Origin of the sequence: Nostoc sp., from assembly GCF_036916735.1 — a bacterium.
GTDB lineage: Bacteria > Cyanobacteriota > Cyanobacteriia > Cyanobacteriales > Nostocaceae > Nostoc.
The window spans coordinates 1-15,960 of the sequence record NZ_JBALFV010000125.1; the positions used below are offsets into that span (position 1 = coordinate 1).

18 protein-coding genes are annotated in these 15,960 nt (G+C 43.2%); 13 read left to right on the forward strand and 5 right to left on the reverse strand.

Translation table 11 applies throughout. The features are described from left to right. The first annotated feature begins 509 nt into the window (after window positions 1-509). Window positions 510-995 carry a DUF6174 domain-containing protein gene (locus V7L20_RS31365; RefSeq protein WP_334747827.1) on the forward strand — a complete coding sequence of 162 codons (486 nt, stop codon included), beginning with the start codon at window positions 510-512 and terminating at the stop codon, window positions 993-995. A 547-nt stretch (window positions 996-1,542) separates the two neighbouring features. Here the strand turns inward: V7L20_RS31365 and V7L20_RS31370 are convergent. Then, window positions 1,543-2,034: a DUF6174 domain-containing protein gene (locus V7L20_RS31370; RefSeq protein WP_334747828.1), complete on the reverse strand. Its 492-nt coding sequence runs from the start codon at window positions 2,032-2,034 to the stop codon at window positions 1,543-1,545. A gap of 252 nt (window positions 2,035-2,286) precedes the next feature. On the opposite strand from V7L20_RS31370, the gene V7L20_RS31375 reads away from it, so the two are divergent. The 4 genes from V7L20_RS31375 to V7L20_RS31390 all read left to right on the forward strand — a co-directional run bounded on the left by V7L20_RS31375 (window position 2,287) and on the right by V7L20_RS31390 (window position 5,135). Next, a complete protein-coding gene (locus V7L20_RS31375; protein WP_334747829.1) occupies window positions 2,287-2,946 on the forward strand; it encodes a DUF938 domain-containing protein in 660 nt (219 codons plus the stop codon). 80 nt (window positions 2,947-3,026) lie between these two features. Next, complete coding sequence (locus tag V7L20_RS31380; RefSeq protein ID WP_334747830.1) at window positions 3,027-3,848, forward strand: NADPH-dependent oxidoreductase; 822 nt, start codon at window positions 3,027-3,029, stop codon at window positions 3,846-3,848. Window positions 3,849-3,866: 18 nt separating this feature from the next. Next, window positions 3,867-4,655 carry an SDR family oxidoreductase gene (locus tag V7L20_RS31385; RefSeq protein WP_334747831.1) on the forward strand — a complete coding sequence of 263 codons (789 nt, stop codon included), beginning with the start codon at window positions 3,867-3,869 and terminating at the stop codon, window positions 4,653-4,655. Window positions 4,656-4,937: 282 nt separating this feature from the next. Next, window positions 4,938-5,135: a hypothetical protein gene (locus tag V7L20_RS31390; RefSeq protein WP_334747832.1), complete on the forward strand. Its 198-nt coding sequence runs from the start codon at window positions 4,938-4,940 to the stop codon at window positions 5,133-5,135. A gap of 77 nt (window positions 5,136-5,212) precedes the next feature. Here the strand turns inward: V7L20_RS31390 and ssuE are convergent, their stop codons facing one another. The 4 genes from ssuE to V7L20_RS31410 all read right to left on the reverse strand — a co-directional run bounded on the left by ssuE (window position 5,213) and on the right by V7L20_RS31410 (window position 8,319). Continuing rightward, window positions 5,213-5,779 carry an NADPH-dependent FMN reductase gene (ssuE, locus tag V7L20_RS31395; RefSeq protein WP_334747833.1) on the reverse strand — a complete coding sequence of 189 codons (567 nt, stop codon included), beginning with the start codon at window positions 5,777-5,779 and terminating at the stop codon, window positions 5,213-5,215. Then, window positions 5,776-6,414, reverse strand: coding sequence for a beta-class carbonic anhydrase (locus V7L20_RS31400; protein ID WP_334747834.1), 639 nt, complete (start codon window positions 6,412-6,414; stop codon window positions 5,776-5,778). Before V7L20_RS31400 ends, ssuE begins: the two co-directional genes overlap by 4 nt. Before the next feature lie 27 nt (window positions 6,415-6,441). After that, window positions 6,442-7,602 carry an FMNH2-dependent alkanesulfonate monooxygenase gene (ssuD, locus tag V7L20_RS31405; RefSeq protein WP_334747835.1) on the reverse strand — a complete coding sequence of 387 codons (1,161 nt, stop codon included), beginning with the start codon at window positions 7,600-7,602 and terminating at the stop codon, window positions 6,442-6,444. Between the two features lie 366 nt (window positions 7,603-7,968). Continuing rightward, a complete protein-coding gene (locus V7L20_RS31410) occupies window positions 7,969-8,319 on the reverse strand; it encodes an ArsR/SmtB family transcription factor (RefSeq protein ID WP_334747836.1) in 351 nt (116 codons plus the stop codon). An 81-nt stretch (window positions 8,320-8,400) separates the two neighbouring features. Here V7L20_RS31410 and trxA point away from each other — a divergent pair, with 81 nt between their 5' ends. The 8 genes from trxA to V7L20_RS31450 all read left to right on the forward strand — a co-directional run bounded on the left by trxA (window position 8,401) and on the right by V7L20_RS31450 (window position 15,859). Then, on the forward strand, window positions 8,401-8,724 hold the full coding sequence (trxA, locus tag V7L20_RS31415; RefSeq protein ID WP_012412473.1) for a thioredoxin: 324 nt from the start codon (window positions 8,401-8,403) through the stop codon (window positions 8,722-8,724). A 412-nt stretch (window positions 8,725-9,136) separates the two neighbouring features. Continuing rightward, the gene (locus tag V7L20_RS31420; protein ID WP_334747837.1) at window positions 9,137-9,931 is read left to right on the forward strand and encodes an SDR family NAD(P)-dependent oxidoreductase; all 795 of its coding nucleotides are present in this window, start codon (window positions 9,137-9,139) and stop codon (window positions 9,929-9,931) included. Window positions 9,932-10,136: 205 nt separating this feature from the next. Then, entirely contained in the window at window positions 10,137-11,249 is a 1,113-nt protein-coding gene (locus V7L20_RS31425) for an alkene reductase (protein ID WP_334747838.1), read from the forward strand. A 118-nt stretch (window positions 11,250-11,367) separates the two neighbouring features. Further along, window positions 11,368-11,799, forward strand: a complete 432-nt coding sequence (locus tag V7L20_RS31430) for a YybH family protein (RefSeq protein ID WP_334747839.1) — start codon at window positions 11,368-11,370, stop codon at window positions 11,797-11,799. A gap of 98 nt (window positions 11,800-11,897) precedes the next feature. Further along, complete coding sequence (locus tag V7L20_RS31435; protein ID WP_334747840.1) at window positions 11,898-12,563, forward strand: nitroreductase family protein; 666 nt, start codon at window positions 11,898-11,900, stop codon at window positions 12,561-12,563. Between the two features lie 432 nt (window positions 12,564-12,995). Next, window positions 12,996-14,294 (forward strand): MFS transporter, encoded by a 1,299-nt coding sequence (locus V7L20_RS31440; protein ID WP_334747841.1) that lies wholly within the window; start codon window positions 12,996-12,998, stop codon window positions 14,292-14,294. Window positions 14,295-14,368: 74 nt separating this feature from the next. Further along, a complete protein-coding gene (locus V7L20_RS31445; protein WP_334747842.1) occupies window positions 14,369-15,058 on the forward strand; it encodes an SDR family NAD(P)-dependent oxidoreductase in 690 nt (229 codons plus the stop codon). 33 nt (window positions 15,059-15,091) lie between these two features. Beyond that, a complete protein-coding gene (locus V7L20_RS31450; RefSeq protein WP_334747843.1) occupies window positions 15,092-15,859 on the forward strand; it encodes a class I SAM-dependent methyltransferase in 768 nt (255 codons plus the stop codon). The last annotated feature ends 101 nt before the right edge of the window (window positions 15,860-15,960 follow it).

The window sequence follows — 15,960 nt, forward strand, 5'->3', positions numbered from 1 at the left end:
AAACGGCTGCCCATTTCACTGTTACCGTGGTAGATGGATTATACGTATTTAATTATCTTTACACAGTTTGGTTTTTTCGCCCTGTTCTACTTATAATGATAAAATAAATAAATTAACTCTTTTCATAAAATATAAATTAGCTATCTTCTGAATCTGCCTCTAACTTACTGCCTTACAATGATTATCATTACTACAAAAGTGAATATTTAATTTACTGAAAGTCTTATTTAGTTAGTGTCTTGGGGTTTACCTGATACTGGCTTCTAAATTTTATAATGCCAATTTGAAAATTATTCGTTTTTTGCATAAAACAAAAAATTTGAGGTGAATAGTATTGTATGGTTGTCTGAGATTTTTTTCGGTTTATACTAGGGAATATTCTTGCTATTACGAGCGCTTGGGGATTCTCTGTATAAACTTTGTCAAGTTATAAAAGTGATTTCAACTCTTTGAAATCCTATTTAGTCAAAGTGAAGTTATAACTCAACGTTAGTTAACAAAGGATTGATATGCGCTTACCTATTGCTATTGGTGTAATCTTAGTAGCATCTCTAAGTTTGAACGCTCCAGTAATGTCTGTGCCTCCTACGCATGGAGTCAAAACAGAGATTACTAACTCGAACTTAACACAGCTAAGAATTAATCGCCAATTGTGGAATCAAAAAAAAATTTATAACTATCGCTACAAACTTAGCAATAATTGCTTTTGTCTTGCCGATTTCAGAGGGCCAGTAATCATTGAAGTACGTAACGGCATCACAAAATCTATCACGAATGTTCAAACTGGTAAGCGAGTAAATTTAGAGCTATTACAACAATATAGTACAATTCCTAAGCTCTTTAATTTGATTCGGAATACGATCAATGGTGGAGAATCCGAGCTAACTGTAGTGTACAACTCAAAACTTGGTTATCCAACCCAAATTAATATCGGTAATCTAGCTGCCGATGCTGGAGTATTCACTACAATTAGCAATTTTGAAGTACTTCATTAGAGTTCATACATAAATCGATACTCCGCCAAAGCTATGCTTTGCCTCCCTTACCCGCTTGTGGGGAGGGCAGGGTGGTTTCATACGAAAAAAGAAAAATACATAAGTCTTGATTTCTCTTTTATCGCATGGCTTTTTCCCTCACTTCCATTGCTATCCTCAACGGGGGGAGAGACTTTGAAACCCAGTTTTAGTTTTTCTCTGCTTATATGAAACCACCCTGCTCTGGCAATTTTGCCAGAGAGAGCAAATTTTTTAGTTCCCCGAATCCCAACTTTAGAGAAGGGATTAGGGAATGAGGGAAAAACGTCCTCTCAAAGCAGATTTTTCTTAATTTGACACCAATGGACAGTTTATTACACCTACAAAATAACAAAACCAACCCACCCCAAATATTTGCTGATGGAGAATTAATTAACTTAAGGGGCAGGTTGTTATATTTCGATATTTTTGATTTTGCTGCCCTAACTTTTAGATAGAAAATGACTGAAGTTGCCTTTTTCCATAAGTCAGTAACTTTCTATTATATAAATACTTACCCTAGCTATATTTACTTAATCTGTTGCAGATTACTAATTGTGATGAATATTTCATCATCAGTTCTTTGCTTATCATAATCAATGTTAATTTGAGTGGGGTAGCCAAGTATCGGATTATATTGTATAGTCAAGTTTTTTGCTCTTTGAATGAATGCATTTATAATGATATTAAAGACTTTAGGAATTGTATTATATTTTTCAAATAATGCTCTATCTACTGGTTGTTTAATATATTTATAAGTAATGGAAGTCGTGACTCCATTACGTACTTCAATAATCACTGGTTCTGTGGCTTTCGGTAAACAAAAGCAACTTCTAGTAAATTCATAGCGATAGTTAGAGATTTTTTTCTGTCTCCATAATCGGTAATTAATTTTAAACTTTTCTAAGGCAAAACTATTAGATGCTGGTTTTTGTGCTTGTATAGAAGGTTGAGATATTACAGGTGTACTTAAACCCAAAGACGCAACTAAAATGGCACTAATGACAATTGGTAAACGCATAGAAATCCATCCTTAACTCTAATTGCTTAGTAGTTTAACGTGCTTCAAGACCATTGCCAAAAAACTGAAATTATTTTTGACACTCATCCAGACAAATTGCGATTGCATTCAGCAATGACTTGCTCCTCCTTCGCCAACAATCAAGAATTTTGCCTCGTACAAAGGTTCGGTTTCAGATGGATCTTGCACCCGGAAATAGAGCTTCATATTAAATTGCTATAAGATGAAATCAGGTATGTAAAAACGATACGGATGACACCACAAGACGCACGAGAATACGCACCAGCAACCGAGCGCAATCGTGAACCAATTCTAGAAGTACTTTTACAAGTATTACCTGAGAGTGGCACGATCTTGGAAATAGCCAGTGGTACTGGTGAACACGCAGTCTTTTTTGCGCCCAGACTTAGAGATTGTATGTGGTTACCAACAGATACAAATCCACAAAGAATAGCCAGCATTATTGCATGGACTGAACACTTTGGATGTAATAAGATTTATCCACCGCTTGAACTTGATGTTAGAGAGCCAACTTGGGCGGTGGAGGAGGGCGCGGTAAACCAGTGGCTAGATATCTCGCCAATTATCGCCATCGTCAACATCAATATGATCCACATTTCATCTTGGTCAGCCTGTCTGGGGCTAATGGCAGGGGCAGGTCGTATCCTAAAAGCGGGAGGTATTCTCTATTTGTATGGGCCCTTCAAACAAGGTGGAGAACATACAGCACCGAGTAATGCAGCTTTTGACAACTCTTTACGCGCCCAAAACTCAGAGTGGGGTATACGTAACTTGGATGATGTTGTAGCAGCAGCTAGCGCACAAAATCTCACTTTGAAACAAACTTACCAAATGCCAGCTAATAATCTTTCAGTAGTGTTTCAACGAAAATCAGTGGGAATCTCATCTTAACAAGAGGGGTGGGAGTTTTCAGTTAGCTATCCTTAATAAAATAACTGAAAATTTTTGAAGTGTGAATCTTGAAATTACTTATGACTAATCCTACAAAACTACTGCGATCGCGCTACGGTGAAATTCCCTTCAATCCTGAAATTGAATGGAATGATTCTCTAACAGCACTACTATCTCACCGTTCAATCCGGTCTTATCTATCCGATCCTTTACCACCAGGAACTCTGGAGTTGCTAATTGCAGCCGCCCAATCTGCATCTACTTCCTCTAATTTGCAAACCTGGAGTGTGGTAGCAGTTGAAGATCAACAGCGCAAAGAGGAGTTATCTAAGTTAGCGGGGAACCAAGCACATATTAAGCAGGTTCCTTTATTTTTGGTTTGGTTAGCAGACTTAGCGCGTCTAAATTACGTTGCTGACAGTCGCGGCATATCTCATGATGCATTGGAATACTTGGAAATGTTTGTGATGGCAACAATTGATGCAAGTTTGGCGGCACAAAACGCAACAGTTGCAGCCGAATCACTCGGTTTAGGAACAGTATATATCGGTGGAATCCGCAACCACCCGCAACAGGTAGCAGAGATATTGAATTTGCCCTCCTCTGTGTATGCTGTATTTGGGCTGTGTGTAGGCTATCCCAATCCAGAGGTAGAAGCGGCGATTAAGCCACGGTTGCCACAATCAGCTGTGCTGCACCGCGAAACCTATAAATTGGCAGATCAAGAAGAAGCGATCGCTCACTACAACCAAATTATGAAAGAATTTTATACTGAACAAAAGATGGATGTCCCTGGCGATTGGTCAGAACACTCAGCCCAAAGGATCGCAACCGTAGAATCATTAAGAGGACGCGATCGCTTGCGTGAAGTTCTCAATCATCTTGGCTTCAAGTTACTTTAAACAAGAAAAATCAAGATTATGGATTTGCAACTCCGTGGTAAAATCGCCTTAGTGACTGCTGCTAGCAAAGGATTGGGCAAGGCTACGGCAAGGCAATTTGCCCGTGAAGGTGCAAAAGTTGCCATTTGCGCCCGCAGTGAGTTAATTGACAAAACTGCTGCGGAGATTGCAAGCCAAACACGTACACAAGTGCTATCTCTGCGTGCTGACGTTACCAGTCAAGCTGATATTGAGCGGGTAATTAATGCCACAGTAGAGAAATTCGGCGGGTTGGATATCCTCGTTACCAACGCCGGAGGCCCGCCCTCTGGCACTTTTGACGATATTGATTTGGCAAGTTGGGAAACTTCTATCAATTTGACTTTACTGAGTACAGTACGCTTGGTAAAATCCGCTTTACCTCACTTACGGCAATCTACAGCACCGGCGATTCTTACCATCACCTCAACCTCAACTAAACAACCAGTCCAAAATCTCGTGTTGTCTAATTCCATTCGATTAGCGGTGATTGGTTTAACTAAAACTCTCAGCCAAGAACTGGGTAGCGATAAAATTCGCGTTAACAGCATTCTACCAGGCTGGACATATACAGAACGGGTAGAAGAATTAATCAACGCGCGGATTGCTAAAAGTGGTGAAGCAAAAGAAGCAGAAATTGCTAAACTTAATACGGCAATTCCTTTAGGTCGTATCGGGACACCAGAAGAGTTTGCCAATGTTGCTGTATTTCTGAGTTCACCAGCCGCATCATTTGTGAATGGAGTCATGCTGCAAGTTGATGGCGGAACTATTCAGGGCACATTCTGAGCAGTTTGACAAAAGTAATTTTGTCTGAATTATGCCCCATCTTGGTGAGCGATCATAATAATCTCCTCTACTGGGTTAATGCAACCAAAGGTATCAGAGATGTGTACCACAGATTAGAGACTTCCAACAAATAAATTATCCAATCTTGTGGGGTGGACATCTTGTCCGCCCAAGGCTTGGGGCGGGCGAGACGCCCACCCCACAAAAAGTAGTTGAGTATTTTTTTATTTGGAGTTCCCTTATTAACTTAGTACACCTTTGCATAAAATCGTAGCGTTTTTAATGCAAGGCGATGCATTGGCGTTGTCAGGGGATGCATTGGCATTGTCAGGCGATGTATTGGCATTGTCAGGCGATGTATTGGCATTGTCAGGCAATACATTTGCATTGCCGGGTATTGCTAAATTTAATTCGCTACAAATTAATGAAATGCTGTACTTAGTGCGGTTAAATTTCTATAATAAATTTGCATTGCTCTGATTAATTTAAAAAAAAGGTAGCAGAGGGGTAAAAATTACCTTTCTGCTACAAGTATGCGGAGGTATAAACTTAATTATTTAATTGGCATGAACTAATTCTTGAGGCGCTGCGGCATCATATTCTACAGCTTTAACAAATTCTTTGAGAACGTCTTTGAGTCTTTGCTCAATTTCCTCATCTAACACGACGCTGTTATCAGCTTGTCGTTGAACTTGTTTGTCTACTGCATAAACAGTAGCTAGGATATGCCGCGCTCCTAATTCAGATAAGACAGGTTTCAAGGCATATTCAATTGCCAATAAATGAGCGAGTGTTCCACCCAAAGCAATTGGTAATACGGGTTTACCTGTTAATGATTTTTGTGGCAGCAAATCTAGAAATGTTTTTAGCACTCCTGTATAAGCAGCCTTGTAAATTGGGGTGGCAATAATCACACCATCTGCCTTTGCTAATAAAGCTTTTGGCTGTTCTAAAGCTTGGCTCTCGTAACGTCCAAAAACTAAATCTTCAGCAGGTAAATCTCGAACTGAAATAATGTCTACATGCAAGCCTTCTTGTTGTAATAGCTTGGCAGTGTATTCGACAAGACCGTAAGTTCGAGATGGATGGGTTGGACTACCAGCGATCGCTAGTATATTTGTCATTCGATTAAACTCCCAATTTCTAAAACGGGTTGAGTATGTTTTGTAGTTTTAGTCTCCATAGCTGAAGCTGTGTTGACCTGATCGCTCAGACGTTTGTAGGGACGGCGCAAACTCATACTCTCAACTTCCCAGATGTAGCCATGAATAATTACATCCTGGGGAATTAAAGCAGAATTACGCAGTAATTCAACCTGCTCTGTGCAGATTTTATCCACATCGGTAAACGTTTTAATCCACTTAGAAAAAACGCCTTTTGGTAGCTTTAACTCTGGCAAAGCAGGATCGACACTAACTTGATCCACATCAATACCTTGATTTTGCAATACCTCACTGAGAAAGTCTCCTGATGCTGTCATCATGCCACATTCGGTATGATTAATGACGATAATTTCTTTTGTGCCAAAAAACTGTGTAGTTAACATCGCTGACCGGATAGCATCATCCGTTACTAATGCCCCAGCATTACGGAAAATATGAGCATCTCCTTCACCAATTCCTAATGCTTTTTCTACAGGTAAACGTTCGTCCATGCAAGCCAGCACCCACAAGCGTTTATTGTTAGGTATTCCCAACTGGCGACGTAATGCCCACGCTTCTTTTTCTGAGATTTTTTGGTCAATTTGTTGGTGCAACATGGCTGATAATTTTCTAGTTCTTAATTACTAGGATATGGACGTTGCTCTTTCCTGATGCTGTTGCTTAGGGAAATCTTCATTTGCCACAATCTCGCCAAATGGACTCAAGACATGTTGCTTCTCCACTGTCGGCAGATTCTCTAATGGCAAATGGGAGAATAGAAGTTCCGCAACTCGATAAGCTTCTTCTAAATGGGGATAGCCAGAGAGAATAAAGGACTCAATACCCAAAGAAGCGTATTCCAATATCCTGGCAGCTACGGTTTGGGGATCGCCTACTAAGGCTGTTCCCGCACCACCCCGCACCAAACCAACTCCCGCCCACAGGTTCGGGCTAATCTCTAATGCCTCACTATTACCGTGGTGTAGTTGAGTCATCCGCCGTTGCCCTTCTGAATCCATCCGGGCATAAGCTTTTTGGGCTTTAGCGATCGCCTGATCATCTACATACTTAATCAATTGATTCGCCGCATCCCAGGCTTCACTCTCAGTTTCGCGCACAATCACATGTAGGCGAATCCCAAACCGCAAAGTTCGGCCTTCTGATAAAGCAAGCCTGCGAACGGATGCAATCTTCTCTGCTACTTGAGACGGTGGTTCACCCCAACTTAGATAGACATCTACGTGCTTGGCAGCAATTTTTTGAGCGACGCCAGAGGAACCACCAAACCACAAGGGCGGATATGGCTTTTGAACAGGTGGAAACAGCAGTTTCCCATCCTGAATGTTGAGATAGTCGCCCTGAAGATTAGCTTGTTCACCACTGGCGATCGCTCGCCATACTGTTAAAAATTCATCTGTTAATTCATAGCGCTGATCGTGATCCAAATGTAAGCCATCTCCCGCTAACTCTACAGGATCGCCCCCAGTCACGACATTAATCAGCAAACGTCCTCCAGAGAGGCGATCAAAAGTCGCCGCCATCCGTGCTGCTACTCCAGGTGATACCAAGCCGGGACGAATCGCTACCAAAAAACGCATCTGTCGCGTCAATGATACCAGTGTTGATGCTACAATCCAAGCATCTTCGCAAGACCGACCCGTAGGCAGCAATGCCCCTGTATAACCAAGGTCATCCACCGCTTGGGCAATCTGCCGCAGATAAGGAAAGCTGACTGCCCGCCCACCTGTAGCAGTTGCAAGGTAACGTCCGTCGCCGTGGGTTGGGATAAACCATAGTAGCTGCATGAGTCCTGTCCTTTTAAACTACGGTAATTTGATACAATTACCGTGCTTTATTTATAGTTTTCAGAGTATCACATATTCTTATTAACTAAACAAGAAGTTTTTCTGAAAATCTTTTAGGTAAGACTTACACAAAATTATGAAAAAACGAACCGTATAGACGCAAAGCAATACTGCGTAGGTTTTGAAAATTTGTAGGTTGGGGTAAAGGGGACTGGGAACACAACGACAAGCGGCAGTTGAATCTCGACTTGGCTCGATTACCGCGTAGCCGAAACTCGATTTTTGCACAGCGATGCACTGAGCTTGTCGAAGTGTCGAAACTCAGTGCATCGCTCTTTATTGGGGATTGCCCAATACCCCATGCCCCTAAATCCTAAAAGCTGTTTGTTTAGTACTAGCGGGATCAACAGGCAATGGTTCAGCCGCTTTCAATATCGCATCCAGCAATCCTGGAAACAGTACCTCTAAATCTTCACGCCGCAGGATGTTAATATGATGTGTCCCTTCTTTACGTGTAAAGACGATCCCAGACTCCCGCAAAATCTTAAAATGATTGGACATAGTAGACTTGGCGATCGCAAAATCAAAACTTGCACAGCATTGTTCCCCCTCAGTAGCTAGCCGCCGCACAATCTCTAGCCGCACTGGATCGCCCAATGCATACAGCACTCCCGGTAAAGAAATATTTTTTCTATCTGGATGATAAAGAAATCTCATAGTTGCATTATCTGATCAGGTGGCATATATTTTTATTATTCGATAATATCGAATAATAGAATTAATTAGGAAGGCAATTTTATGTCATCCATTACAAATGTCACAGAAGCCACATTCAAGCAAGAAGTCTTGGAAAGTGAAATTCCGGTATTAGTGGACTTTTGGGCGCCGTGGTGTGGCCCTTGCCGGATGGTGGGACCAGTCGTCGATGAAGTTGCTGCTGAATACGAAGGACAGGTGAAATTTGTGAAACTGAACACAGATCAAAATCCCACTGTCGCCAGCCACTATGGAATTCGCAGCATTCCGACCCTGATGGTTTTTAAGGGGGGTCGGCAAGTCGATACTGTCGTAGGGGCAGTTCCAAAAACCACTTTGAATAAGACCTTAGCACAGCATCTTTAATTTAAGTGAAGGGGATTGGGGACACAACGACTAACGGTAGTTGAGCGCAGTCGAAACTCAGTGCATCGCTCTTTACTGGGGATTGGGGAGAGACTTATTGAATATTCTTTATCCCCCTTCTCCTTCTAAAGTTCTCAACGCCGACTTGCGGCGCTTAGACCTTTGTGCTTGTCCCTCTCGCATTCTCTCTAGTAGTCTGTCAAGCGAAGTTTGAAGGGTAAAGGAACAAACCGCGTTCGCGCTTCGCGTCTTGTAGAGAAGGCGCCAAGAGCGCGAAAGAAGAAGGAAATAAGAGAAATTGAAGAATTTATCTACTCGTAAAACTTGAATTGACAGAGTACTAGTCCCCAGTCCCTAATACCCAATACCCAATCCCAGATCATTCTGTTTAAATTAACGGGGAAAGAGCGAAATGGACTTGAAATTGCATGGTAAATCCGCGCTGGTGAGTGGCTCAACCGCAGGTATTGGTTTGGCGATCGCTCTTGGGTTAGCTCAAGAGGGTGTATCAGTTATTATCAACGGTCGGTCTGAAGAACGAGTAGCTCAAGCGATCGCTAAAATTAAGCATTCTACACCCGAGGCGAAAGTTTCTGGTGTGGTTGCTGACACAGGTACTGCATCAGGGGTAGAGAAACTCTTTCAAGAGGTTCCTCACGTTGATATTCTGATAAACAATTTAGGGATTTACGAGCCTAAAACCTTCTTTGATATTACTGATAAAGACTGGTTAAACATATTTGAGGTTAACGTCCTCAGTGGAGTCCGTTTGAGTCGGCAATATCTGCAAAAGCAGCTAGAGCAAAACTGGGGACGAATAATTTTTATCTCCAGCGAATCTGCCATTCAAATTCCCGTAGAAATGATTCACTACGGTACAACTAAGACAGCGCAGCTAGCCATTGCACGAGGTCTAGCAGAAATGACTATCGGGACTGGAGTCACGGTAAACTCCGTCCTTCCTGGGCCAACCCGCTCAGAAGGAGTTGAAGAGTTTATCAGCAACCTGGCGCAAGAACGCAGTATTGATCGCGCAGAAGTCGAGGCTGAGTTTTTTCAAAATGTGCGTCCAAGTTCCCTAATCAAACGCTTTGCAACTAATGAAGAAGTAGCAGCGATCGTAGTTTATCTTTCTAGTCCCGTAGCTTCAGCAACTAATGGTGCAGCTTTGCGGGTAGATGGTGGCGTTATTCGGTCGATTGTTTAGTTTGTGCGGGAGTGGGGACACAACCACTGGCGGTAGTTGAATCTCGACTTTGCGGCAGTTGAATCTCGACTTTGCTCGATTACCGCGTAGCCGAAACTCGATTTTTGCACAGTCGAAACTCAGTGCATCGCTCGGTACTGGGGACTGGGGAGAAATGACTAATGACTAATGACCAATGACTAAAATAATTTGGAGATAAAAACCAATGACTAGTGATATCAACTTGTTCTCTCCTTACCAATTAGGGAATCTGGAACTACCTAACCGCATAGTAATGGCACCCTTAACCCGAAACAGGGCAGGTAAGGGAAACGTACCATACCAACTGAATGCTACCTACTACGTCCAACGTGCTTCTGCCGGACTGATAATTTCTGAAGCAACACAGGTAACTCCTGAAGGACAGGGTTATCCTGCTACACCAGGAATTCATTCACCAGAACAAGTGGAGGGATGGAAGTTAGTAACCGATGCCGTGCATCAGCAGGGAGGAAGAATTTTTCTGCAACTATGGCACGTAGGTAGGATTTCTCACCCTGATTTACAACCGAATGGAGCTTTACCTGTGGCACCTTCTGCCATTGCTGCTAAAGGTGAGGCATCAACTTATCAGGGGCCCAAACCTTTTGTAACTCCCCGCGCTTTAGAAACTTCGGAAATACCGCAGATTGTCGAACAGTACCGTCAGGGAGCGGCAAATGCTCTAGCGGCTGGGTTTGACGGAGTAGAAATTCACGCAGCTAATGGTTATTTAATAGATCAATTTCTGCGCGATCGCACCAATCAACGTACAGATAAATATGGCGGTTCCATTGAGAATCGCGCCCGATTCCTGTTAGAAATCACAGAGGCGGTAACTAATGTGTGGGATTCTAACCGAGTAGGGGTACGTTTCTCTCCTAGTGGGACTTATAACGATATAGGTGATTCCAATCCCCTGGAGACATTCGGTTATGCGGCTAAAGCGTTGAACCAGTTTAATTTGGCATATCTGCATATTTATGAGGCAACAGAGGCAGACATCAGACATGGCGGGACAATTGTACCCACTAGCCATATACGCGATCACTTTACAGGTACACTCATTGTCAATGGTGGTTATACTCATGAAAAAGGTGATGCTGTACTGGCAAACAAAGCAGCAGATTTAGTTGCTTTTGGCACATTATTTATATCAAACCCAGATTTACCCCGACGCTTCGCTTTGAATGCACCACTAAATCAAGCAGATCAAGCAACCTTTTATGGTGGCGGTGAAAAAGGATATACAGACTATCCATTTTGGTCAGCTGCTAACGAGCAAGTGGTCAATGCCTAATTCTTCTCATCTGAATAATTAAAACCCACTTTCCGCACTCGAAAGTATCAAATCAAACTGAGAAGTTTGAGATTTCTCCAAGATACAACAAAATGGTTGTGTAAATTGGTTGTGAACTATGAAAGATACTTTAGAAGAAGCGGAAATCAAAGAACGTGTTAACGATTGGCTAGCTGCGTTTAGTTCAGGCGACAAACCCTTTGATTTTTCTGTCTTAGACAATCTTTACTGGCAAGATGAACAATTGCTCGCCTTCGATACTCTCTCACCGCAGACCACTCGAATTCAAGGATGGCAATCCTATGAGGAAATATGGAAGCCCTTCATGACAGCAATAACTCAGTGGCAAGTAAAATCAGTTGGGGATATTTGGATCTTGACAGGTGATAATATTACCGTCTCTGCTCTGATTTTTCAAAGTGCAGCAACCACCATAGGGAATGAGGCGGTTAAAATTACGGCTCATGCGACGCTCGTATGGCAAAAGCGAGAGGGACAATGGCGCATTATCCACGAGCATATCTCTAACCCAGTTAACATTGCCAATTAGAGAGCAACATAATTACATTGCCCCGCTCTTTAACGTTCTCAATCACTTTAGATATAAAATCCGAAACCCTTTCATAACTCAATTATCAGGAGATTCTCATGAGTTCCATCACTCAAACCCAACCTTTAGATGTACCCAGTGCGATCGCTCAACGTCGTTCCATTAAAACTTTTAAAGCAGACCCCATCGCCCCAGAACTGCTCAAGCAACTAGTAGAGTTAACTGTGGCAGCACCTAGCAGCTTTAATATCCAAGATTGGCAAATTATTCTTGTGCAAGATGAAGCGCAAAAGACAGCATTAGCAGCAGCATCGTGGAATCAACAGCAAATTGTCCAAGCTCCTGTAACCTTCGTCTTTGCCGCCGATCCTAACGTAGGCCAAGGAGACTTAACCCCAATTTTTGAGCGGGCAACTGAAACTGGGGCATGGAATGAAGGCACGATAAACTACTTTAAAAGCGCCATCCCCCAATTTCAAGAAACGCTAGGCGACAAGCGACGCGAATATGCGATCAAAGATGCCATTATTGCCGCTACCCATTTGGTCTTAGCGGCAGAAAGTCTGGGATTATCCACTTGTTTTATGAACGGTTGGATTGAGGATCAGGTTAAGCAAGTGATCGGTGCTGGGGATAATCCAGATTTAGCGATCGCTGTTTTAGTTCCTGTTGGCTATGCAGCAGAACCACGCTTAAATCCAGGTCGTTTGCCATTCTCCTCCAACGTCTCTGTAGACAGAATCGGTAACTCTTATGGAGGGTAGTTCTCTGTAGATTGAGCATTGGACATGAAGCAAGAGCTAAAAAAGTGGAATTCTGAGCCTCGTTAATGGAGTTCCAACACTCATTAATGGAGTTCAAAAACTCATCGACGAAGCTCTGAGGTTCATCGACAAAGCTCTGAGGTTCATCGACGAAGCTCTGAGGTTCATCGACGAAGCTCTGAGGTTCATCGACGAAGCTCTGAGGTTCAGCGACGAAACTCTGAGGTTCATCGACGAAGCTCTGAGGTTCATCGACGAAGCTCTGAGGTTCAGCGACAAAGCTCTGAGGTTCATCGACGAAGCTCTGAGGTTCAGCGACAAAGCTCAAAGACTCGTGAATTACTATTAAAGACTCATTCACGAGTCCCCCTTATACCTATTCGATAAATTCTAGCTACTAACCTCTACTCCCTCTGCTCTCCCCTCCAAACCATGTCCTTACCCTCCTTGCTATCGCGTCATTCGTTCCACTATGCCTGGATCGTCGCGGGTTTAACATTCCTAGCCTTATTGGTGGCGGCTGGAATTCGCTCTGCTCCTGGAGTTTTTATAGTGCCTCTCGAACACGAGTTTGGCTGGAGTAGAGCGACTATATCTTTAGCAATCTCCATTAACTTAGTACTTTACGGGTTGATTGGCCCTTTTGCCGCCACACTTATGGAGCGGATTGGCATTCGCCGGATGATGGTGTTCTCACTTGCTGTGATTGCTCTCGGTGTCGGTTTAACCACTTTGATGTCAGCATCTTGGCAGCTAGTCTTGCTGTGGGGTGTAGTTGTCGGTTCTGGTAGCGGAGTTATCGCCCTGGTTTTGGGTGCTATTGTTGTCAATCGCTGGTTTTTGGAAAAGCGGGGTTTAGTTCTGGGCATCTTAACCGCCAGTACAGCTACGGGGCAACTAGTATTTCTGCCGATGCTGGCCTCAGTAGCCGATCGCTTCGGGTGGCGAACTGCGGCTCTGGCTCTGACTGGTGCAGCACTCCTAATTATTCCAGCGATCGCAGCCTTTATGCGCGATCGTCCCGCAGATGTCGGTTTGCGACCCTTTGGCGACAATAGCGAAACTGTGGAAGTGTTACAGCCTAGAGCAAATTCCATCGCTTCCACCCTTAACGCTCTTTGGCTGGGAATGCGTAATCGAGACTTCTGGCTGTTATTTGGTAGCTTTTTTATCTGTGGTGCTAGCACAAATGGGTTAATTGGAACTCATCTAATTCCCGCTTGTATTGACCACGGTATCCCTGAAGTCAAGGCTGCTGGTCTTTTGGCAATCATGGGACTATTCGATTTTTTTGGAACTACTATGTCCGGTTGGTTATCCGATCGCTGGAACAATCGCTACTTATTGTTTTGGTACTACGGACTGCGGGGTTTGTCTTTGATTTTCTTGCCCTTTAGTTTTAACTTTTCTTTTTATGGACTTTCCATTTTCGCCGTCTTCTATGGACTTGATTGGATTGCCACTGTACCACCGACAGTGCGTCTGGTTGCTAATGTCTTCGGTAAAGAAAATGTCGGCGTGATGTTCGGTTGGATTGTAGCGGGACACCAGCTCGGTGCAGCCACAGCAGCATTGGGAGCCGGAGTGTTGAGAACTTGGACGGGTAGTTATTTACAAGCATTTATTTTATCAGGCGTTCTCTGTCTGATTGCCGCAGTTGGTGTACTGCAAATTGGTCAAACTCCCACTAAGGGCAATTCACAGCTATCTTCAGTCACGCTCAATTCTTAATCTATAAATGTCTTAATCGAATGGCATTAAGAAAAGCTCTAAGCTAGACAGAATAAACACTACAGGTTTCAAATATGGCAACAACAGCTTTAATTGTCGGTGCAGGTAGTGGACTAAGCGCTTCTTTAGCCCGCTTATTTGCCAAAGAAGGATTCACCGTAGCTTTAGCGGCTCGCCAAATTGAAAAACTTACTCAATTGAGCAGTGAAATTGGCGCAGTTAGTTTTGCTGCTGATGTCTCGAAGCCAGATGAAGTAGAACAGTTATTTATAGATATTGATAATAAAGTCGGTTCCCCGAATATTGTAGTTTACAATCCCAGTTTCCGGGTGCGGGGGCCACTTGTTGATCTAGACCCTGGTGAGGTGGCAAAAACTCTAGATGTAACTGCTTATGGAGGCTTTCTCGTCGCCCAAGCTGCTACCAAAAGGTTTTTGCAACTTGGTGGCGGTGCTATCTTCTTTACTGGAGCTTCAGCCAGTATCAAAGGTTATGCTCAGTCTGCTCCCTTTGCAATGGGTAAATTTGCACTACGCGGTTTGGCTCAGAGTATTGCTAGAGAATTAGCACCAAAGAATATTCATGTGGCGCATTTCGTTATTGATGGTGGAATCCGCCCTACAGGCAGCCAAGATCCAGCAGATAAACCAGATAGTACTCTTGACCCGGATGCGATCGCTCAAACTTATCTCAGCATTTTACGTCAACCCCGCAGTGCCTGGACTTATGAAGTAGAACTACGTCCTTGGGTAGAGAACTTTTAAGGAGACAATTGTTACAAAAATGGTTTTGCAGGTATGGAAATTGATTTTGGTGCAACTGCTACTGATTATGCAAAACACCGCGCTGGCTTTCCCAGTTCATTATTTAACAAACTGTCTGAATATGGTATAGGTTTACCAGGGCAAAATATTGTTGACCTTGGTACAGGAACAGGAACACTAGCGCGGGGCTTTGCTGATAGAGGTGCTTATGTAATTGGCATAGATTTATCAGCATCACTTTTAGAACAAGCAAGACAGTTAAGCGAATCAGTGCAACTCAAAGTAGATTATCGAGTCGCAACTGCCGAGAATACCGAGTTACCAAATGCAAGTGCTGATGTAGTTACTGCTGGACAGTGTTGGCATTGGTTTGATCGTCCCCGTGCTGTCCAAGAAATTACTCGGATATTGAGAAGAAATGGCTTGATCGCGATCGCTCATTTTGATTGGATACCCTTAAAAGGTAATGTAGTTGAAGCAACAGAACAACTGATTAAGGCTCATAATCCAGCCTGGAATTTAGACGGCGGTAATGGGATATATCCCTTGTGGTTACAAGACATTGGCGAAGGAGGATTTCGAGAAATTCGCACATTTTCTTACGATGTCTTTGTGTCTTATACACACGAAGCTTGGCGGGGACGAATTCGTGCTAGTGCAGGCGTGGGAGCCAGTTTGACACCAGAAAAGGTAGCAGTATTTGACCAAGAATTGGCGACATTACTCGAAGCAAGATATTCCACACCAATTCTTCAGGTTCACCATAGAGTTTGGGCTGCGATCGCAAAATCACCGCTATGAAAAAGTATAATGGTAGCTGCCATTAAAGATAAAGGTTTCCGGTAACGGACAAGGCAAAATATTAAGCCAAGACAAATTAAGGCAATTGTTCGCAGAGGGAT